The following is a 19814-nucleotide window of genomic DNA, read 5'->3' as shown; positions in this document are numbered from 1 at the left end:
GCAATCGATTGCTTCCCAGTCAAAGCGCAATTTTAAATTCGAAATTTGTATGACTGGGAGCGTTCACACATGTCGCTCAAAATATATACCGATGGTAGATAAAATCGTGGTACTTATCCGCTGTGGCTATCTGTCTACTGTCAAATGAACGGTAGACGGGTTCTCACAGTTGTCGTTGCTGTGTGTCTGGCCACAACCGCCATGACCGTCGGCGGCGCGGCACCAGTTGAACCGGCAACAGCACAAGACGATGACGTGCCGTCGATTCCGGGAGTCTATTACGGTGAACTCTCAGTAACGGACGGATCGCTGGAGGGTCCAGTTACGATCCAGGCGGTGGCTGACGGTGAGGTTCAGCATACGCTGCGGACAGACGCTGACGGAACATTTGGGGGCCCAGCCGCTGAAGATGACGCCCTTGTGGTCCAAGAACCCGACAGCGGTGAGGTTGAATTCCAGATTGGAGGGACACCGGTGACGATCACCAGTCTCGAAAACGAGTCCATCGGCGGGACGACGATGCCGTGGGACTCTGGCACACAAGAAGTCATGCTTGAGGCCGACGCAGAAACCGTCGCGCCGTCGCTCGAAGTGGCAGTCACGAACGCACCGGGGAGCATCGAGGCGGGCAGTGACGCCACGATCGACGTTGAGGTCGACAATACTGGCCCCGTGGACTCGACACAAGACATCGAGCTCGTCGACAGTAATGGGACCGTCGTCGACAGTGGGTCAGTGACCGTCCCAATCGGGAACACGACGAGCACGTCGCTTACGTGGGCGACCGACGATACGATGAGCGGGAGTGAGACGCTTACTGTGCGCTCAGGACAGGATTCAGAAAATGTGACCGTTGAGGTTGAAGCCGCCGAGACAGCCCCAATCGCGCCGCCGCCAAGTGGCGGGGGCGGCGCTGGTGGGAACCCCGGAGCGATCGATGACCAGCCGGCTGGCGATGACACCAGTGGTGGCGACACCGATGGCAACGGCACAAGTGGCGATGACACTGACACTGTCGAGACGCCGGGAAGTCTCACCGAGTCACAGACAATCGTCACCAGCGAGGACTTCGGACTCTCACAGGTTCGCTTTACCAACGACTCCAATATCGTTGCGATCACGTGGGAGGGTACCGACGTCAACGGGAGCGTCACCACGACTGCGTTTAATCGGACGCCCGAGAACGTGAGTGCGGTCCCCGGCGCGATGGCGACCGTCTCGGAAGTGACGGTCCCTAACGAGATCGCTGATGAGTCGGCGATCGTTGAACAGCGCGTTGCGCGCGAACGCGTGCAAGACATAGACGCGAACGTGGCGGATCTACAGGCGTATCGCTACACCGACGGCACGTGGGAGCCAGTACCGACGACGGTAAGTGAGGAATCAGACGACGAGATCATCCTCGAAAGCGAGGTGCCCGGCTTCTCATACTTCGCTGTGAGTGCCGTAAGCGAGCCGACAGCGTCGTTTGACGCACCCAGTGAACTGACGACCGGTGAGAACGTGACGCTCGATGCGAGTACCTCAACGGATACGTACGGCGATATCACTGCGTACGACTGGACCGTCGACGGTGAGTCGCTTAGTGGCGAGACAGCCACGACGACATTCGAGACGACTGGAGAGGTTACGGTCGAGTTAGTGGTGACGAACGATGCCGGTGAGACGAATACAACAACGTCGACGATATCGGTCGTGGAAGCCAGCGATGGCACGGATGCCGATGCAGATGGAGATACTGGCGGCGGCGGTGAGACTGATGATAGTACTCCTGGCTTTACTGGGGGACTTGCTGTACTTGCGCTGTTAGTAAGCCTCGTCATCGCGCGGCGAACCGACTAGCGGTCACTGCAGGTCATTTTCACAGAGAGCGGTAGTAGGCAAAGGGGGGGTAGTACCTACTACCAGTAGGAGCACACAGCTCCATACCGTCGGTGACATATCTAGAACGTATAAGTAACGATATCTGGCAGCGGTAGTCGACTCAGTAGTCAGATGGAGTCGTCATCGCGTGCCATTTTGCGGGTGAACGAACGTGATCACACCTATGAGCTGAAAGCAAGCCCTACGTTGAGCCGAACGAGTTGGGACGATCTGACGTAGCCTACGTGTAGGGCGTGCCGGCTCCTACGGGTAGGCCTACGTTCGCTCTACGTCCACCCTACGTCACCACTACGTGGGTGGGGACCTGCAGAGCAGGGAGCCCAAGGGAGCAGTGCTACCCCGGCCACCCCCGGCCACCCGATAGCGTCACCGCCGGGCAGTGGGACGCCGTTCGAGAAACAACGCAGCGAGACAGCAATTGGGCTGTACTCCAGCAAAGAGTAAGGCATGAATTGAATAGTAAGGAACTCATACAGCAGTAAGATATGGGTGTCTCAGACAACGCAACGATCACGAGCAAAGGGCAAGTGACCATCCCAAAACGGATTCGAGACGAGTTAGGGCTGACTGCAGGCACGGAAATCGAGTTCATTATCGAAGAAGGGGGAACAATTCGTGTTCAACCGAAGGAGCCACCACTACAACGGCTTCGGAGCGTCAAAGAGAAACTGTCTGAATACGACGTGGATATCGAGGAGATGCGGCGAGAATCGAAGGCGGCATGGAGTTCACATATTGATGAGGACGAGACGTGATCTTTCTCGATTCGTGGGTCTGGCTCGAGTTCGTCTTTAGCGGCGAGAACGCAGACAGCGCTGAATCGCTCATCGAACGAGCGAATACGGCTGCAGAAGGGGGTCTTATTGCGCCGACGATCATCGCTGAGGTCGCGTATCGAGTCCGTGTTGTCGAGGATCAAGACACCGCGAAAGAAACGGTGCGCGCGATACGAGAGTTCCAATATATCGACAGTATGCCGCTGATCGACGAGATCGCGGAGTACGCTGCGGAACTTCGCTTCAAATACTACGACCCAGGGGAACGGGAACTATCGTACGCGGATGCGATACACATCGCAACGGCTGTCGTCCACGACGACTGTGAGGTGCTCTATTCTGGCGATCCTGATTTTGCTGAGCTTGATGAGATAGAGACGATCATTTTGTGACCGAGATACGCACTGTCTCTTGGACGCCACTGAAATCGCGAATCGTGGAGAGAATGGTTCGCGTTGTAACTGCGCCAACTCAACCAGCGGAACACACTCGTTGAAGGAGTTCCCAAACTGTTGGAATGTCCCACGCCGCGGGGACGTCGATCGACCCGTCAGCCGACCCCCCGCCCGACGTTGCCTCGACGTGTGCCCGACGTCCCTTCGACGTCCCCCGGCGTGGCGATCACGGGCACTCCAAGAGAGCAGTGCGCCCCCGGACACCCCCGACCAGCCTGTGGGGCCCCCGCCGAGGATGGGGACGCCGACCGATCCGAGACACTCACAATCTGTATGGCTGCGATACATTTAGTAATACAGCGAGTTGTAAGTACTACTAATGGCAAGTAGTACAACAGAACCAAGGGTCGTGCGCGTGTCCCAGAAGGGACAGGCCACGATCCCGAAAGGGCTACGCGAGAAGTTCGGGATCGAGACGCCAGGAGAGGTGTTCGTCTATGAAGAGCAGGGACGCATCATTATCGAGCCGGTGCCGTCACCGGATGAGCTACATGGAATTCACGCAGGAGAGCGCGAACGCGGTGCCGTACTCGAGCGGGTGCATGAAATGAAGGAAGAAGAGAAACGCAGGGACACGGAGCGAGCTGACCGGCTACGCCCGTCTGAGGACGAATGAGCGGGGGGTACGTCTTCGATACTGAAGCGATCATCGCCTTCCTGTACAACGAACCCGGTCACGAGGCCGTCGCTGATCGTCTTGACGAGGTATTCACCGCCAGTACTGATGGGTTCCTGACGGAGACGAACGCGAGTGAAGTGTACTATCTTGTTGCTCGATTCGAAGGTGTCGATGACGGACCGACAGACGCCTCGCTGCGAGAAGCGGACCGCGATATCCGTGCGCTTGAACGACAAGGAGTCGCACTCGAAGCGGCTGACTGGCGACGAGCAGCCGAAGTGAAAGCCGCTGGGAGCATCTCACTTGCGGACGCGTACGCTGTTGCACTTGCCCACGACCGTGATGCGACGCTTGTCGCCGGAACTGACGATGATTTTGATGACCTACCACTCGAGGTTGACCTGTACCGGTTCCGAGACCACGCAGTCTAACGGTCGCTCACGACTGAAGCTATGAGCGTCTCGGCCACCCCATAGCGCCACCACCGAGTGCTGGAGAGGCAGGCAGTCCAGAGACCACTCCTGCTGCGGCGATCGACACCATCCGAGTACCCCCACCAAGCCTTGGCCAAGGAGATGGCAGATCCTTGGTGTCGGCCTTGGTTTGCTCTTGGTCTCCCCTTGGTTATCCCTTGGTGGGCCCTTGGCTGTCACACAGGGAGCCCAAGAGAGCACTCCTTCCCGAGACACCCCATCGAGGCACCCACAAACAGTCACGGGCGACACCGCTCAATAGCGACCAAGAGTGGCCCCAGAGACAAACAGCTCACATCATTTCGAGGGCGCAACTCCACGACTTTCGTCGCTGGTAGCTGACAGCAGCTGCGGCTGCCAAATCAACCTGTACTGTAAGACGAGATTGCACTCAGAAGGGAGATGGCCCCTTCAGCTGTTTAACGGGTAGACGTGGTGTCTGTTGCCTCGTGTGAGGCAGGTGTCCCGCTGACACCTGTAGAGCGGCAGAACTGAATCGAGTCAGTTGTGTGCCGCCGAACCGGTGCTCATTCGGTTTGCCTTGCGGCGAAAGAATCGAGTGACTAGAGTCTGTTAACCCTACTGGAGTTGTTCGATCTTGTTCAATCAGAACCCCAACGTTGCTCAAACTGCCCATTAACAAGGATCTGGCCATTAGATTCCACCATCACTGTCTGTTCTGGCAATGCAAACTGGAGGCTCCATGTGCCTTTGTCGTGTTTTACGAGAGTTTCTAGAGCATCGGGATCGATATGATCCTGCAGAACAATGTCTAGCTCATCCGGCTCCATATCTTTGCTATGAGCGATAGCTTTGATAACGTCTGAAATCAAATCGTTGTACATACTAATAGTATATAGTTATAGTATAATAAATCCAGTTTCTCAGACAGATCAATCAAGATTATCACCCAGAAACACCGTGTATCTCGAATCGGGCCCCACCAGATACGCTGTCAGTTAGTACAATTTCCCAGCCGTGTGTCTCGACAATCTGTTTGACGATATTCAAACCGAACCCACTCCCGTCAGTGACCCGTGAGTTTCCAATCTCAAAGACTTGCTTTCGGTCGTCTGCCGAGATCCCTGGACCGTCGTCCTCGATATAAAATCCATCAGCGTGTGTGCCAGCTCGAACCGTCACGTCAGCCCCACCGTGCTCAACAGCGTTCCGAATTAGGTTCTCAAAGAGCTGCTGCAACCGACTCGGATCAGCGTGTACTGTAGTGTCAACATCAACCTGGAGGGTTGCATCAGCCGTATCAACATGATCCCAGCTAGCGTCGATAACCTGTGCAAGATCGAGTGGCTGGCGGTCAGAGAGGGTGTCGCCGTCGCGTGCTAACGTTAACAGATTCGTGATCAGCGTGTCAATCCGGATGTGTGCGTCGTCGATCCGGTCTAACCGGTCACAATCGCACTCGTCTTGTGCGACTTCTAAATGTCCTTGCGCGACCGTCAGTGGGCTCCGAAGATCATGTGAGACAACACCGGCGAACTCTTCGAATCGTTCGTTCTGTCGCTCAAGTTCGGCGGTTCGATCACGAAGTTCGTGCTCGCGGTCGAGACGCTCAAGGGCTAAATCCGCATGCGTGGTGAGCAGCGATACCAGATTCAGATCAGTTTCATCGAAGGCATCTGGTTCTCTCGCGACAGCCTGGAACACGCCGTGGTCTGCAATTGGGACGGTAAGTGCGGATCGATATGTGGGATCGGCTGGCGAGCAGTCGCGATCGGTGAGGTCAGCCGTGATATCCGGTTCGCCAGTGCGGGCGATCTCAGCAGCAAGTGCGTCGTCTGCAGCAAGCGGAATCGTCTCATAATACGTCTCAACCTGGTCGGTGATTGCGACCGGAACCAATTCTCCATCGTCGATCGTATCAGCAAGTGCTAAGTCAAACGCGAGAATCCGCTCGGCAGCATCGACAAGGAGCGTGTACACCGCCTCCGGATCAGACGCCTCGTGAATGGCAGCAGCGACGTCGTGTAGTGTTTTAATTTTCGTATTGTGCGCTCCAATGCCAGTATTTACTGGCGAGTCGTCACCGAGTGGGAGATAGGTTGCGTACGCCTCAGGGAGTGTCGTCGAGTCAATATGCGTGACGTTGAGTTGGAACTCACGAATGCCAGCAGCCGTCTGACGACGGACACGTTCACTCGTATGGCCGGACTCAACGAATTGCTGGTTGATCCGATCGGCAGAGTGTGACAGCGAGTCAGGAGCCACGTATGCATCGAGGTTCCTGCCTTCGAGTTCCGTCTCTTCGTAGCCGAACGTCTCTTCAAACGCGGAATTGAGACCGTGGACAATTGGATCCCCGTCTTCGATAGTGGTCCGAACTGCTGGGATGGGTAACTGTTCGAAGAACGCTTTGAATTTGTCGCGCTCGTTCTCGATCGCACGCTCATGCTGTTTCTGCTCTGTAACGTCCTGAAGCTGCGAGAAGATCGTCACGATCTCGCCGTCAGCATCAGTAATTACGTGATTGTGCCATTCACAGATGATCCGCTCGCCATCGCGTGTCGTATTCTCGATGACGGTACGGGATGCCCCGTTTGACCCGGACAGTGAGGCGATGATATCGCTGACAGTACCATGTTCTGAGTCGGGAACAATCGTTTTCCACGAGTTCCCAACGAACTCGTCTGCAGAGTACCCGAGAATATCGACCGCCGCATCGTTCATACTGACACACTCAAGCTGTTTGTTCCACTCAATAACACCGAGTAACGACTGGTCGATAAACAACGAGAGCCGCTCTCGACTTTCTTCAATCACACGCTGGGCTTGATATCGATCGACAGCATTCTCGATCCGATTCGCAAGAACCGCATACTGTCCATTCCCACTTCCCTTTTGAAGATAGTCGGTCACACCAGCAGAGATGGCCTCACTCGCGACGGCCTCAGAACCTTTGCCGGTGTACAGGATAAATGGGAGATCAGGGTACTCTGTACGAACGGTTTCGAGAAACTCAATACCGTTCTGGCCAGGCATCTCATAATCGGAGATGACACAATCAATCTCGTGGTCGGCTAAGATGTCGTGGCCGTCAGTTGCATTTGTTGCCGTCTGCACCGTGAACCGATCACGTTCATGCTCTAACTGTGCAGCGACCATCTCGGTAAAACTCGGTTGATCGTCGACGTGTAACAGCTGGATCGGTGTCTCCGTTGTAGTCATTGAATTAGTGCGACCGAGTGCAGACCGTTGCACCGCTGTGCGAGCCGTGTGTCCAGCGATCGGAGTGTGAATACACCGAAGACAGACGGAGTCGAAGAGCCGCCTCTACTGATGGGTGAGTCCAAACCGCCGAGAGAGAATGTGATCGCAAGTGGCGTGGTGAGACTGTAGACTCAACTCGAGTCTCACCCCACCACTGGAACGTTGTGTCTGTGACTGGCTGCGCCTGTGTCGTGAAAAGAAAGGCTCCGGTCATATATAGCAACAGTATATACTATCATTAGTTATGTTTTCGGATTCATTAGATGTTAGATCGGGTTGCAAGTTGTCTCCGGATATGGATCTCAGTCTCTGAAAGCCTGATCGGAGCCTACTCAGCACACCAAAGCTACTATAGGATTCCATATAGGGAATCCTATAGAGAGATGAGAGACCCATATAGCGCGGGAAACGCGAACAGCAGCAAACTGTGCTTCCTCAACAACCTCCGGCATCAAAAAATAGGGGGTAGGAGTCAGGGAATTAGCGGACAAAATAGCTGTATAAAGAAACGCGAGACGAGATCGTACTACAAGCAATCACGAGCGGATAACTTGTAACTAACCAACAGCATATACTGATACTATATTCATCTGACACAGGCGGATCTGAAAAAACAATTGATATTTTAACATCTCCGAAGCGTGCTCTATGTATGCGAAACCCGTGGGTACATGAGGATGAGGGGGTGGACACAGCAACCTCCGAAGTTCATCAGAGTCACGCTGGACTCCTCGCTGTACTCGTATGGGTGACATTGCTCTCACTGTCTGTGGCGATTTTCGTGCTCGCAAGGAGTCAGTTAACCATGCCGAGCCTAGACCGGGCGATCGCGATGCTGCTCAGAGTGTTTGGGGTAGTCCTGTTCGTGCTATTCGCGATGCCAGTGCTCCTGAAATTGCTCAGGATTTCTCGACTGTTAACTGCCCTTGTCGTTGTTGGCTCGCTCGGACTCGGTGGCGGGATTCTGCTGACAACTGGATACCTGTTTTTACAGGAATATCAGCTGCTCAGCGGGCTGGCTGGTCGTGAGATCCAAGAGACGGTCGAGCTCCTTGAGGGACTCTCAGTGTTGGTTTGGAATTGAGCGGGGAACCGTCCCGCGAGGTTGTACACACGTTGTGGAGATCCAACACCATGGGCGGCTCTAGCTGTCACAAACAATGGCGGTCTGGCGGGGACACACACACACCACCCTGCAAGTGTTCTAGGGGGTTGAACCGGAGGGAGGGGGTGTGTAGGATCGAACGGGCTTCCACCGTTTTATTATAAACACAGCGGTAATAGACAACAAGATACTGTACTTTATTTACAAAATCACATGACGGCGTACTGTCTGCGTCTCATCTACAACCGGCAACAACAACAACAACAACAACATTTATATTATAGATATATAATAGACGTGTTCGAGTTGTTATCACGGGGACGCGTGCTGTCCCGTAGATCGCCGATACTGACAGCGCCACTTACTGACAACCGAGAACCCCCCACCCCTTCCTCTGGAGACCCGAGAACACTTGCAGGGTGGTGTGTGTGTGTCCCGTCACTGCGAGAGAGAACACGATACTGAACAGTTGAAACACTTGCAGGGTGGTCCACGAAACTTATGCCCAATGCCGCATAGGCCATTACCAAGATGGTGCAAACGGACGAAAATCCGTTCGCTGGGACGGACGAGATTTTCGACTCCAAACAGCCACTAAAGAAGGACAGCTTCGATCCCGAGATGATCTTTCACCGTGACGACGAGATTGACCTCTACGTGAACGCGCTCCAGGATGTCGTCGTCGGTCACGAGCCAAACAATGTCTTCGTCTACGGTCCGACTGGCGTTGGGAAAACTGCTGTCACGAAATGGGTCCGCGACATGCTGCTCGAAAAAGCAACTGAGCAGGGTGTCGACCTCGAAATTCTCGGCCCGATCAACTGCCGGAACTACAAGTCGTCATACCGACTCGTGAGCCGGCTGGTTAACGAATTCCGTACACCTGACAACGCGCTCCCGAAAAGCGGATATAGTACAGATACTGTTTTCGAGTTTCTGTACGAAGAGATCGAGGACGCTGGTGGGAACGTTCTCATCATCCTTGACGAGATCGACAACATCCCTCCGGACGCACGCAACGACTTTCTGTATGACCTTCCGCGCGCTGAGGCCAGCGAGAATGCAGCCATCGACGAGGCGTGTATTGGGCTGATCGGTATCTCGAACGATCTGAAATTTGTCGACTCGTTGGAGCCGAAAGTGAAGAGCACACTCGGGGAACGCGAAATCAAGTTCGGACCGTATGATGCCGACGAACTCCGTGATATCCTCGGGTACTATGCGGGGATCGCCTTTCACGACGGTGTGTTAACCGATGAGGTAATCCCGCTTGCTGCCGCATTCACCGCCCAAGAACGCGGTGACGTCCGCCAAGGGCTCAAAATTCTCGAGAAAGCGGGCGAGTATGCCCGGATGGATGACGCGTCAGTTGTCACCGAAGCACATACTCGACGCGCAACAGAAACCATCGAAACCGACGAGATTCTCAACTCGTTCGACAACGATCTAACTCGCCAGCAGGCGCTCACGTACATCGCGACGACACTCGCAATTATTGAACCAGACCACGACGCGCGGACAAAACGGATCTACACGCTGTACTCGTCGATCGCCGAGGCGGCCGGTAGCAATCCACGGTCAGAGCGGAAACTGTACGAGTATCTTGACCAGCTCTCAATGCAGGGCTTTGTCCGATCAGAGGATCACAATCAGGGGCGTCGAGGTGGGCGCCGCTTCGTGTACCAGGTCACAGATGACCCCGTCGACATCATTAATGCCGTTGTCAAGTCAGATTACGTTGACGCGCTTCCGAATAATGTCTGGGAAATTCTCGAGCACCACAAGGAAGATGAAGCAACCTCGTTTGAGGCTCCCGACCCGGACGATGAGGAACAACAACAAATCTGGCAGTTCACCTGATAACCATCCCAGATCCTGTGATGAACGTTTTTTTGACCCGCATCTTGACTATTCCATCAGGATATACTGATGGTATAAAACACTTGCAGGGTGGTGTGTCCTCAGCACCTATCTGCCCTCTTTTTGTGACTCACTTTCGTGATGACTCGTCATCTGGCTGATCGAAAACCCGGCAAAAGAACACTTGCAGGGTGGTGTGTCGCCGATTTTCTTGTCGCCGGATCTATTTGATTTGCCCAACAGATTCTCTGTAGGCGTAACTTTATCCAATAGGAATTGCTATAGGATTTCATATAGGTGAACCTATATGGGATCAACACTCCGTGCTGCTGCATTTCTGGATAAGGGCGGGACCGGCAAGACGACGACAGTCGCCCATCTCGGTATCGCACTCAACGAGCATGGATTCGACGTGTTACTGGTCGACTTAGCAGGCAAGCAAGGCGACCTTGCGAAGCACTTCGGCGTCTGGGACGACTACCAGCAACGCATCGAGGCCGATGCGGCGTGGCCGAACGTCTCGACGGTCTTCGACGATGCGTGGCCGACGATTGCAGAGAAATTGGGTGCGGACCCACTTGATGACCTCATCGTTGCGACTGACGAGGGCGTCGACCTCATCCCGGCACACCCTGGGCTCGATACGCTCGACTCCGAGCTAGGAAACATCAATGACGCTCGCGAACGATATAGCCGGTTCGAGCAGTTTCTCGACGAGTACGTCGATCCGCTTGCGTACGATATCGTCCTCATCGATCTCCCTGGCATGACGAACAACGTCTCATACAATGGCCTCTGGGCGGCACAAAACGTGATCGTCCCCATTGAGATGGGACCGTTTGAGGCTGAACAGGCTGACGCGCTCCGCCGCGATCTAGACAAAATTGCAACCAACTTCGCGACGACAATTGAACTGGCACTCGTCTTACCGAACAAAGTCGATACGCGAACGACCCTCGCTGAAGAGTATCTTGACGCGTTTGAGCGAGAGTATCCTGATGCGATTGCAGCCGACTACGTCCCCTACTCACAGGATATTCGGAATGCTGCACAGCAAGGGCAGACGGCATTCGCACTAACCGATCCCTCAGCAACTGCAACACAGGCTCGTGAGGCATATCTCGCGGCTGCGGATCTTCTCGTTAAGCGGCTTCAGGGTGAGATCCATGTCTGAGGACGACGAACTCGCGGCCCTCCGTGATGAGACGGCACACGGCGATCGGATCGACACGGCAGACGCCGCGTCAGATCGCCGTGCATTCGTCGACGATATTGTTAGCGAACTCGAGGCCATCGACGACGGTGACAAACAGAAGACGGTCAGCGTCTGGGACGGGCATCTCGCTGCGTTTGTCCGTGCGCTCGAAGCGAATCCTGACCGAATGACTTCGGTTGGAGAAGGACTCCAACAACGGCTTGATCTCGAGCACGAGGAGGTCGATCGCAGTGAGATCCTTCGGCTTGCGCTTCGGCTCGGATTCAAAGAGGCAGCTCCCGACGAGCTTGATGCCGTTCGTGATGCAGCTGGCGAACACGCCACAAACCGACTGTGAACTACCCTACCCTACTCGCTCACGGCTGACGCCGTTCGCTCCTTGAGGGTAGGGCTTCCTGCTTCCACGACGCGCTTTGCAGACACCAAGTCGGTGTCCACAGGGAGCGCAGTCTCCACAGACGTTGATTCGGAGTGTCCCACTCCTACATCTTCGAGGCCGCGAGAAAGGATGTTCCACGCCGCGTTCGCGTCCCTGTCCGTCTTAAACCCGCAGGCAGGACAGGTGTGTTCACGGACCCACAACGGTTTGTCGGTCGAAACGCCGCACGACGCGCACTCCTTGGTTGTCCCTCTCGGATTCACGGCGACGAAGTGCGTCCTCTCACGCTTGCACTTGTATTCGAGCAACGAGAGGAACGTTCGCCACGCGGCAGATGCCGTGTTGCGGCTGTTCGACGGTGATTCGAGTATCCCTTTCACGTTCAGGTCTTCGACCGCCACGAGGTCGTACTCCCGAGCGTAGTAGTTCGAGAGCTTATGTAGGAAGTCACGGCGCTTCCGTCGGAGGTCGGCGTAACACTCCGCGACCCGCCGTCGTTGCTTCTCGTAGTTGTTCGACCCGTGTTCCTTCCGTGAGAGGGACCGCTGTTCGCGTTCCAGACGCTCCCGTTCGGCGGAGAGGTCGGGCGACCCGACGGCGGTCCCGTCGGTGTCGTGGGCGTACTTGAGAATTCCCACGTCAATGCCGACGCACCGCTCGGGATTCTCAGGCGGTTCGGGCGGTTCACGGTCTATTTCGACTCCGAACGTGGCGAACCACTCGCCCGTCGGTTCCTTCTTGACCGTGACCTGTTTGAGCTTCGCGTCGTCGGGGATGGCGCGGTGGAGCCGAATCGGTATGTCTCCGAGTTTCGAGAGTGACAGCACAGTCTGACCGCCCTTTTTGTCGAGCTTGAAGCCAGACTGGCTGTACGTGAAACTGCGGAACTCCCGTGGCGGCTTCCATTTGAGTTGACCGACGCCGTAGCCGTTCTCCTTGAGCGCGGAGAGCCCTTTGAGGTTGTCGAACAACCGTTCAACGACGGTTTGGAGAACCTTCGAGTACACGTCGGAGAGGCCGTCCCACCACTTCTTGAGGTCGGGGAGTTCCGACCGAAGCGTGGTCATAGAAGGCAGTTCGCCGTGTTCGTTTTGATACTCGTTGAGGCGGTAGAGCGTGTGGTTGTAGAGTTGCCGACAAATATCGCGGTGGCGGTCCAACTCCTCACGGTGGGCGTCGGACGGCTTGAGGCGGTAGTTGTAGGCGTAGTACATCAGCTCTCCCGCTGGTCTTCGACGTACTGTTTCAGCACATCCAGCGACACCTGCCCCGTCGAGATGAGGCAGTACGAGTCGTTCCAGAACGAGTCGCCCCACAGTTCGGTTTTCAGTTCATCCTCGTACTCGTTACGGATACGGCGGGCGGTCGCGCCCTTGACCGTGTTGATGAACTTCACGAGGTCTGTGGTTGGTTTCGCTCGGAACAGGATGTGAACGTGGTCGTCCTTTCCGTCGAGGTTCGTCAGTTCGACGCCGTACTTGTCCGTGAACCCGCTGATAACCCCGCGAATGAATTGGGTTCGCTCCTCGGTTAGCACTCCGCGCCGATACTTCGTAGTGAGTATCAGGTGGTAGTGCAGGGAATACGTCGAGTGCGCTCCCGAATCGAGGTCGTACTCCATTGGGTTCGTACTATTGTACGGTACCCCAGTGAAAAACGTTGTGACTACGTGGGTCTGTGGGCCTGCAACCGTTTCGCTGTATGAACAGATGATGACGGCGCTGTATCCCCACCCTACTCCGCTCCCTTCGATCGCTCCGTTGAGGGTGGGGGCTTAGCGCCTATATCCAGCTAACTGTCTTTCAGGCTTTTCAGGTTCGTACATGGTGTTTTTGAATCCATATAGCATTGTCTATAGTAATATCTATAGTAATTCCTGTAGTTATTTCTATAGTGCCTCTCGTCTGATTGGATACTTCTGGGTCATCTGTGTTACACGCGCCAACAGCCTGACAAAGATATACACTGCTAGACATCTAGGATATTGCCGTCCAACTCGATTGGCTCAGTGTAGTATACTCGTATGTCTGACTCACCTCCACGTAGAGACGATTCGCGATTGACCCACTCGCGCCGACAGTGGCTCACCAGAGCGGGCACAGCAGCGGCATTTTCTCTTGCCGGGTGTCTCTTCACTGAACCTGAGTCACCCCCGCAATCGTCTGTCGACCCACAGCCAGAAACAGACGCTCCATCGTCGTTGACTTCCGGGGCGAATGAGTCTAATACCACCACTGCGACCCCGGACACATCGACGCCACAGTTGTCAATCGATCTGACGGTCCCAGAGACGCTTGACACGGGACTAGAAAATACCTATGATCTCCGTGTGACGAACACTGGGGAGACAGCGACAACGGTCACATCTGGTGTCGACGTGCGACGGCCACAGATGGTCTTTCAAACATTGAACACCGTAGAGACGACACTTGAGCCAGACGAGACATACACGAGCACGCAGCCGATAGCAAACTGGGAGAGGGGAGCGCTTTTGTGGACCGCCTGGGCAACAGCCGGGGAGAGCCGAGTTACCGCCACCGCCAGTACAACCGTCGAATTAAGCACTCGATCGTGGGGAGGCTCCTATCAGCCAGCAACAGGCCATGTCCTCAGTGTTGGGACGCCAACCGTCACCGACCGCTACACCGGGACTCGATCTGATGGCACCTCAGTTACGGTCTCGACGACGACACGAACACAACTTGTTGTCTTACCGCTGCAAGTGCGTAACGCAGCAGCCGAGCAGCGCCGGACACCTGATGTGCATGGTTTCCAGCTGCATACTACCAGACGAACAACGGAGCGACCACATACGTCGATTGGCGGGGACACGACTGACACCTGGACTGATCTGGCCCCCGGTGACAGCGAGCAGTGGACGCTCATCTATGAGGTGCCTGCAACTGTGGTCCAGAGTGACCTCGTACTCACACATACAAGTGCTGGCTACTACACAGATGGTGGATGGCAAGTCCACTGGCGCTGACCCTCACCAGCCGTATCTCCCGATTCTTCTATTTGCTTTGTTTGATAGATGGTATCACTATTGAGAGTCGGGCCGGTATGATTAAGTAACTCCTTACTGGAATATAAGCCAGATATAACATGAAGTTAGACCAAATGTTCGACGACGATCGTGCTGTCTCACCTGTCATTGGTGTGATACTCATGGTTGCTATAACCGTCATTCTAGCAGCTGTGATCGGGACGTTCGTGCTTGGACTGGGTGACTCACTCGGCGACTCGGCACCACAGGCGAGTTTCCAGTGTGATAGTGGTGATCTCGTTCACAACGGAGGCGAAGAGCTGGATGGAGCTAATCTATACTCAAACAGTACCACCACCTCCGCTATTGGCGGGACATACAATGCTGGTGACACAGTTGTCTCTAGCTTTGACAGCAGCGCAGCGCCACTCATTTGGCAGAGTCCAAATGGTGGTGAAACCGCTATCCTCCGAAGGGAAGCCTGCTAACTGACCTGGTTAAATTTCTTTCACACTGAATATATGAGAGCTGTCTAAGCACAGGCAACATCTCTAATTACGCATAACAGATATTATTGTTGATTATCTGATCTGTATTAAATTATGAAAACAGTTGTTACCACTCTTGCTCGTACTTACAACCACCCGAGTTACGAGGATCCATACGAGGCAGTCCAAGATTACAATCGAGTTGTCGAAGCTTCCGCCAACAACCCGAATAAAGGCTCTACGGCCCTGTCTACAATTGTCGAACTTCCACGTGGTCGCATCCGTGCGTGGGTTGATGAGGATGGGATGCCAGATGCCGCCCGTGGCGTCATGCTTGCCCAACGGCATGGCTGGGTTGACCCTGACGACGACATGAGTGTGGCGCTGGCGGCGCTCGCTGGACATCTTCTCGGGGGTGGATCAATTGCCGCAAAAAACTATGTTCCAAGTGTTGCAGCTGGTCGTCGGGTCTCGCTTGATGAGATTGAGGAGGCATTTCGTGATGTCGGCGTCCATCCGACACGCCGGCACGAAGAACTTGAGTCACGAGCCACTGAGGTGCTCCCAGCAACTCACGGGTCGGTCCTCGGTCGCACACTTGCTGCATGGGGCTGTCCGGTTGGTGGGCGAGCTACTGTCGAAACGCTTCCTGCGATTGTTGATCATGCTAGTGTGGCAGGCCAAGCCGGTTTTCTCGACGCGTATGTCCGCCACCGTGCGGTCGACTATCCGAATAAAGCAACGAGCCGACTGCATGGACAACAGCCAATAGCGTTCCATCAGGCTATTGCAGACCTAATTGAACAGGTAACCAATGAACACGCGAGTGCAGGCGATCGAGGTGTGACTGTCTCAGCTGCTGCCATGTGGGCGCTCAATCTCGCAGAAATGTGATCCTCTCAGTTGACCTTTTTGTTAGATTGGCTGCTGATAGATCAACCCGCAAGCGAAAAGTTTCTTTTAAATATTAGACAGTTGTTAAATAAATATGGTCATCGCACTGCTAGAAACAATTGAAGTCACGTCATCACCAACAGTGTTCGCTGTGGTTGGGGCTCTTCTCCTCGGTTGTGCTATTCCACTTCTTGTCCGTGCTGTTGCATAGAATAACGACAATCCCTGTTATAACACAGCCCTAGGGGGGAGGGAAGGGCTGAGGCTTGCAAACAACCGTGTGCCATGATTGTTCTCCGCAGATACTACTAGAATATACTACAAATTATGATTGGCCGAAGCGGCAAAAGTGACAACATCTTATTATTTCACATACTATTTTGAGTAAGGAGAGCCTGCAGCACTTGGTGTTAGTTTATTGAATGATTTTTTGAGAGTCTACTTTTTGTCGTCCGGTGGATGTCAATTCGTACAACCCACTGTTCGGTGCTGGTCCAACTCGTTTGACATAGCCTTCTCGAGCTAATACCGAGAGGCGTGTATTGATATATGGACGATTCCGATCGAGAATGGCAGCGACATTGATCGCGTTGTTTCGTCCTTCTGTAACGAGCACCTCTAGAATTTGACGGTCGGTCGATGTGATGGATGACATAATATCCTCTTTGTCAATTACTTCGCTGACTACCGATCAGTATCTGCTGTTGGTATATTGTTATACGCTTCACAATGAGTGAAGAGGCATACTCTTTGAGGACAGACCGCTTGTTAGGATCGGATTTCTTCTGACCGTTCACAAATTGATTGTCCCCGCCCAGAATGATCTCAGTCTTCGCTGGTTAACCTATCTTCAATGAACGTTTCAAAGTCGGTGCTATCATCTTCATAGACGTCTTGATGCTCGGCAACTAGTTGTCCCTTCTCTGTAATAGCGTAGAGCCCGCTGTTTGGTGCAGGCCCAACCCGTTCGAGAAGTCCAAAATCTGCCAAAACAGGAAGCCGAGTGTTAATATACGACCGATTACGGTCAATCTCAGCAGCAATGTTAATAGCGTTATTCCGTTTCTCATCACTGAGCGCACGAAGTATTTCGAAATCAGTGGGAACCGTTAGCCGCATTACCGACAAACTATCGGCATCCAATATAGGTCTGATCCTTATTTCGCTATCAGGATCGAATAATGAAGCAGAGTACTATTCTAATTCTTGGACGATATCACGTGCGGCTTTTAGATCTTCGAGAGCGCGTTCTTGACTAGTAATTGCCTCATCGAGGCAGACTTCGATCTCTTTTTTGTTTAAGTCGAATTTTTCGTGTGTAACGTACAATAGATACTGTTCGAGACTCGCATTAGTGTGAGTCTGGGCATTCATCATCGACTTGATTACTGCCCATCTCAAACTAGGTGGCACCTCTGTTGAGCCCGCCATTTTTATTTCATCTCCACTCTCGACAGTTCCATCCATTTAATTGAACATCTCATTGTAATTACTTCATCTTATTAGTATGAGTGCTTGGGAGCAAAAACCTCCGACTAGTATTTTCAACAACAATTTCAATTAATTGTTCTATTCATTGTTTTGTTTGTTAATGTGTTGTTCATTCTGATTTTTGTTCTGGTAGATTTTTGGGTCGGATTGTGTACGCTGTCGTAGCTTTAGTTAGTTGTCACACAGTGAAGAATTGGGGCTACTTTCTCAGAGAGCGATTTTTGATCTCCTTCATTGATTCCGCCACATACTGTTGCTATGTACTATCACTTATTTCTTTCTCTAGTATCATATTAGTAATGTTATCTGCGGTCATTCGCTGACAAGCGAGCTCGTCCCATTAATTTATTTGCTTTTAGTACATACTACTGGTATATCACGATTCATGCAGCTAGCTGACATTATAACAATCCGAAGTTGGAAAGATCGAACTAGTAAGCACTTGGGAATTATCTCAGACACCCATGCGGTTACCCCGCTTGTTGGCTACGCATTTATTATTCTCACGACGGTTATTATCTTATCTATTATTGCTACACTCTTTTTCTAACACGCTCTCCGTAGCCATAGTCGAGTTATTATACAACCCGACTAGAAATTGGCTCACAGACGGATGTGAGCCTCACCTGACGAAGTCAAACCCCTCCTATTTAATCGGATTGTATGTAAGATCCGATTATGGTCCGGCTCGATGACTCTGGGGACGTCGTCAAGTGTTGGCTTTCACCCGATGAGCTCGATCGTCTCGAGCGCGTTGCTGGTGAGAACGGTTGGCATCGAGAGGTTGCCATGCAGCTGATGGGCCGATGTGGGCTTCGAGCAGATGAGGTTTCGTATCCGAGCAGTGATGACCTTCGGTGGTCTGATGATGGAGAGATCTGGCTGTTCGAAGTGCGGGGAAAGAACACGAAAGGAGGTGGCCAAACAGTTCGTGATGCCTGGATGCCTGAGGATGTCGCCGATGATCTCCACAAATACACGCGCGAACAGGATCTTTCAGGGTCTGACCCCTGGGTTGACGCCTCGACATCGTCCGTCCGGCGGTGGGTGAAAGAGGCTGGACACCAGATTTCCGATAAGACCGACACTCACCGTTGGCAGCACGTGTCATCGCATGATCTCCGGCGTAGCTGGGCGACGTACCATCTTGTTGAGCGGCAGGTCGACGTTCGGACAATGATGTCGCTCGGTGGGTGGAGCGATTACTCTGCGATTGAACCGTATCTTACTGAACCAACAGAAGGGCGTATTGGTGAGGCGATGCGAGCGTAAACACCGCCAACAACTGCGTAATCCCGCTCAGCTAGCTACTATCGGTCTACTCTGAGAGCCGATTTTCGACGAACGATTCAAAGTCATCAACCGTATCGTTGAGGCACTTCTGTTTGTGTTCAACCGCAACCTCGCCTTTCTCTGTGATTTGATAGAGGCCACTCCGCTCCTTTGGGCCAACACGCTGCACAAGATCTCTACTCAGTAGGTAGCTAAACCGGTTGTTGATATACCCACGGTTCGCGTCGATCTCGAGCGCGATGTTCGCCGCGATGTTGCGCTCGCCGTCGGCAAGAGCCTCTAATATCTTAAAGTCGGTTTTGTTGATGCGATCCATCGATTGCGTCTTTGTCGTGTGTTCTCGTTGGGGTGTGGCGGTCGTTTGTGAGTGCTCAGATTCGGGTGTCGGCTGCCACCCACCACGGCTCAAACCGAAGCCGAGGGAGGTGAGCGATTACTGGCGACGGGTCAGGAACCCGGCTGCCAGCAGCAGCGCCAGCAGCGTGACGATAACACTGAAGCCGGGTGTGCTATCGTCAGTCCCGCCGTCACCGGTCGAACCGTCACCGGACGAACCGTCATCGGTCGAACCGTCACCGGACGAACCGTCATCGGTCGAACCATCGTCGGTCGAACCGTCACCGGACGAACCGTCATCGGTCGAACCATCGTCGGACGAACCGTCACCGGA

21 protein-coding genes are annotated in these 19814 nt (G+C 53.7%); 12 read left to right on the top strand and 9 right to left on the bottom strand.

Annotation, left to right across the window (positions count from 1 at the left end; all coding sequences use genetic code 11):
- Positions 1-144 precede the first annotated feature (144 nt).
- The 5 genes from DJ81_RS03200 to DJ81_RS03180 all read left to right on the top strand — a co-directional run bounded on the left by DJ81_RS03200 (position 145) and on the right by DJ81_RS03180 (position 4165).
- Positions 145-1842: a PKD domain-containing protein gene (locus tag DJ81_RS03200; protein WP_094588429.1), complete on the top strand. Its 1698-nt coding sequence runs from the start codon at positions 145-147 to the stop codon at positions 1840-1842.
- 527 nt (positions 1843-2369) lie between these two features.
- On the top strand, positions 2370-2639 hold the full coding sequence (locus tag DJ81_RS03195; RefSeq protein WP_094588427.1) for an AbrB/MazE/SpoVT family DNA-binding domain-containing protein: 270 nt from the start codon (positions 2370-2372) through the stop codon (positions 2637-2639).
- Complete coding sequence (locus DJ81_RS03190) at positions 2636-3052, top strand: PIN domain-containing protein (protein ID WP_094588425.1); 417 nt, start codon at positions 2636-2638, stop codon at positions 3050-3052. The genes DJ81_RS03195 and DJ81_RS03190 overlap by 4 nt, the downstream gene beginning before the upstream one ends.
- Positions 3053-3434: 382 nt before the next feature.
- Positions 3435-3731 (top strand): AbrB/MazE/SpoVT family DNA-binding domain-containing protein, encoded by a 297-nt coding sequence (locus tag DJ81_RS03185; protein ID WP_094588423.1) that lies wholly within the window; start codon positions 3435-3437, stop codon positions 3729-3731.
- Positions 3728-4165: a PIN domain-containing protein gene (locus DJ81_RS03180; RefSeq protein ID WP_094588421.1), complete on the top strand. Its 438-nt coding sequence runs from the start codon at positions 3728-3730 to the stop codon at positions 4163-4165. The genes DJ81_RS03185 and DJ81_RS03180 overlap by 4 nt, the downstream gene beginning before the upstream one ends.
- A 644-nt stretch (positions 4166-4809) precedes the next feature.
- On the opposite strand, the gene DJ81_RS03175 is transcribed toward DJ81_RS03180, so the two are convergent.
- Both DJ81_RS03175 and DJ81_RS03170 read right to left on the bottom strand, forming a co-directional pair.
- Positions 4810-5052, bottom strand: coding sequence for a HalOD1 output domain-containing protein (locus tag DJ81_RS03175; RefSeq protein WP_094588419.1), 243 nt, complete (start codon positions 5050-5052; stop codon positions 4810-4812).
- A 61-nt stretch (positions 5053-5113) separates the two neighbouring features.
- Positions 5114-7390 (bottom strand): PAS domain S-box protein, encoded by a 2277-nt coding sequence (locus DJ81_RS03170; protein WP_094588417.1) that lies wholly within the window; start codon positions 7388-7390, stop codon positions 5114-5116.
- 847 nt (positions 7391-8237) lie between these two features.
- Here DJ81_RS03170 and DJ81_RS19050 point away from each other — a divergent pair.
- The 4 genes from DJ81_RS19050 (at position 8238) to DJ81_RS03150 (ending at position 11950) form a co-directional block, all read left to right on the top strand.
- Complete coding sequence (locus DJ81_RS19050; protein ID WP_170938228.1) at positions 8238-8516, top strand: hypothetical protein; 279 nt, start codon at positions 8238-8240, stop codon at positions 8514-8516.
- 552 nt (positions 8517-9068) lie between these two features.
- Positions 9069-10397: a Cdc6/Cdc18 family protein gene (locus DJ81_RS03160; protein WP_094588413.1), complete on the top strand. Its 1329-nt coding sequence runs from the start codon at positions 9069-9071 to the stop codon at positions 10395-10397.
- Positions 10398-10704: 307 nt separating this feature from the next.
- Positions 10705-11571 (top strand): ParA family protein, encoded by an 867-nt coding sequence (locus DJ81_RS03155; protein ID WP_094588411.1) that lies wholly within the window; start codon positions 10705-10707, stop codon positions 11569-11571.
- Positions 11564-11950, top strand: a complete 387-nt coding sequence (locus tag DJ81_RS03150; RefSeq protein WP_094588409.1) for a hypothetical protein — start codon at positions 11564-11566, stop codon at positions 11948-11950. Before DJ81_RS03155 ends, DJ81_RS03150 begins: the two co-directional genes overlap by 8 nt.
- Before the next feature lie 11 nt (positions 11951-11961).
- Here DJ81_RS03150 and DJ81_RS03145 read toward each other — a convergent pair whose 3' ends face one another.
- On the bottom strand, positions 11962-13206 hold the full coding sequence (locus DJ81_RS03145) for an RNA-guided endonuclease TnpB family protein (protein ID WP_094527271.1): 1245 nt from the start codon (positions 13204-13206) through the stop codon (positions 11962-11964).
- On the bottom strand, positions 13206-13613 hold the full coding sequence (tnpA, locus tag DJ81_RS03140; protein ID WP_094527272.1) for an IS200/IS605 family transposase: 408 nt from the start codon (positions 13611-13613) through the stop codon (positions 13206-13208). The genes DJ81_RS03145 and tnpA overlap by 1 nt, the downstream gene beginning before the upstream one ends.
- Positions 13614-15097: 1484 nt before the next feature.
- On the opposite strand from tnpA, the gene DJ81_RS03135 reads away from it, so the two are divergent.
- Both DJ81_RS03135 and DJ81_RS18640 read left to right on the top strand, forming a co-directional pair.
- Positions 15098-15466, top strand: a complete 369-nt coding sequence (locus DJ81_RS03135) for a type IV pilin (protein WP_094588407.1) — start codon at positions 15098-15100, stop codon at positions 15464-15466.
- A gap of 114 nt (positions 15467-15580) precedes the next feature.
- Positions 15581-16360, top strand: coding sequence for a hypothetical protein (locus DJ81_RS18640; protein ID WP_141212515.1), 780 nt, complete (start codon positions 15581-15583; stop codon positions 16358-16360).
- 415 nt (positions 16361-16775) lie between these two features.
- Here the strand turns inward: DJ81_RS18640 and DJ81_RS18635 are convergent, their stop codons facing one another.
- The 3 genes from DJ81_RS18635 to DJ81_RS18630 all read right to left on the bottom strand — a co-directional run bounded on the left by DJ81_RS18635 (position 16776) and on the right by DJ81_RS18630 (position 17827).
- Positions 16776-17015 (bottom strand): winged helix-turn-helix domain-containing protein, encoded by a 240-nt coding sequence (locus DJ81_RS18635; protein ID WP_141212514.1) that lies wholly within the window; start codon positions 17013-17015, stop codon positions 16776-16778.
- Between the two features lie 170 nt (positions 17016-17185).
- A complete protein-coding gene (locus DJ81_RS03125; RefSeq protein WP_094588403.1) occupies positions 17186-17479 on the bottom strand; it encodes a phage repressor protein in 294 nt (97 codons plus the stop codon).
- A 75-nt stretch (positions 17480-17554) separates the two neighbouring features.
- Positions 17555-17827, bottom strand: a complete 273-nt coding sequence (locus DJ81_RS18630; protein ID WP_141212513.1) for a hypothetical protein — start codon at positions 17825-17827, stop codon at positions 17555-17557.
- A 702-nt stretch (positions 17828-18529) separates the two neighbouring features.
- Between DJ81_RS18630 and DJ81_RS03120 the strand changes: the two genes are divergently transcribed.
- Positions 18530-19123: a site-specific integrase gene (locus tag DJ81_RS03120; RefSeq protein WP_094588401.1), complete on the top strand. Its 594-nt coding sequence runs from the start codon at positions 18530-18532 to the stop codon at positions 19121-19123.
- 46 nt (positions 19124-19169) lie between these two features.
- On the opposite strand, the gene DJ81_RS03115 is transcribed toward DJ81_RS03120, so the two are convergent.
- Positions 19170-19460: a hypothetical protein gene (locus tag DJ81_RS03115; RefSeq protein ID WP_094588399.1), complete on the bottom strand. Its 291-nt coding sequence runs from the start codon at positions 19458-19460 to the stop codon at positions 19170-19172.
- A gap of 117 nt (positions 19461-19577) precedes the next feature.
- Positions 19578-19814, bottom strand: a 237-nt coding sequence (locus DJ81_RS03110) for a PGF-CTERM sorting domain-containing protein (RefSeq protein WP_141212512.1), incomplete at its 5' end; no start/stop codon positions are given.

It is taken from the genome of Halorubrum sp. Hd13, from assembly GCF_002252755.1.
Lineage (GTDB): Archaea > Halobacteriota > Halobacteria > Halobacteriales > Haloferacaceae > Halorubrum.
This window is presented reverse-complemented; position numbering and strand designations above follow the sequence as displayed.